The 921-nt window shown below is 48.5% G+C and carries 1 protein-coding gene and 1 pseudogene; both read left to right on the top strand.

From position 1 onward, the window contains the following. Positions 1–271: pseudogene (dnaK, locus tag A3766_RS31540) on the top strand (molecular chaperone DnaK); the annotation flags it as partial. A gap of 258 nt (positions 272–529) precedes the next feature. Then, a partial coding sequence (locus tag A3766_RS24900) for a DnaJ domain-containing protein (protein ID WP_156509116.1) occupies positions 530–921 on the top strand: 392 nt, incomplete at its 3' end.

Below are 921 nucleotides of genomic sequence, written 5' to 3' on the forward strand. Positions count from 1 at the left end.
GACTGAAGAAGAGAAAACTGCGATTGAAGCTGCGATTACTGACCTTGAAGAAGCGCTTAAGGGTGATGATAAGGCAGATATCGAAGCGAAGACTCAGGCATTGACTGAAGCTTCATCAGGTTTGGCTCAAAAGATGTATGCTGAGCAAGCAGCAGCGGGCGCAGGCCCAGAAGCAGCAGCGCAAGGCGGTGCAGCAGAAGAGCCAGCTGGCGCAGCGGACGACAATGTGGTTGACGCTGAGTTTGAAGAAGTTAAAGACGACAAGAAGTAAGTTGTCGATAGGAGGGCGTAGCCCCTCCTGTTCTGAGACTTAAATAGCGTAATTTTTGAATCTTCTGGTTTGAAAGCTTACGTTTGAACGCGGAAGCATCGCCTTCCGCGTTTGCATATCTTCAGGTTTATTTTGCTAGGTCAGTTTGTATTAATGCGCAATAGAGCTATTGAGAGCTGCGCTAGCAAAATGATTCATCCTTCGGCAGAGGTCGGGGAAGAGTTTTATTTACGGTTTTATTGAATACGGTTGTTGCATATGTCGAAACGAGATTATTACGAAGTTCTGGGTATTGAACGCTCAGCTGATGCGAAGGAAGTTAAGAAGGCCTACAGACGCTTGGCGATGAAGTACCACCCGGACCGCAACCCGGATGATGCTCAAGCAGAAGAAAAGTTTAAAGAAGCAACTGAGGCTTATGAGATCCTTTCTGATGAGCAGAAGCGTGGCGCTTATGATCAGTATGGTCACGCAGGTGTTGACCCGCAAGCTGGTGGCGGTGGCTTTAGTGGTGGTAATGGTAACTTTAGCGATATTTTTGGTGATGTTTTCGGTGATATTTTCGGTGGCGGCGGAGGTGGCGGTGGCCGCCAGCGTAGCGCTCGTGGTGCTGATTTACGTTATACCCTCGACTTGGACTTGGAAGATGC

It is taken from the genome of Oleiphilus sp. HI0132, from assembly GCF_001635845.1.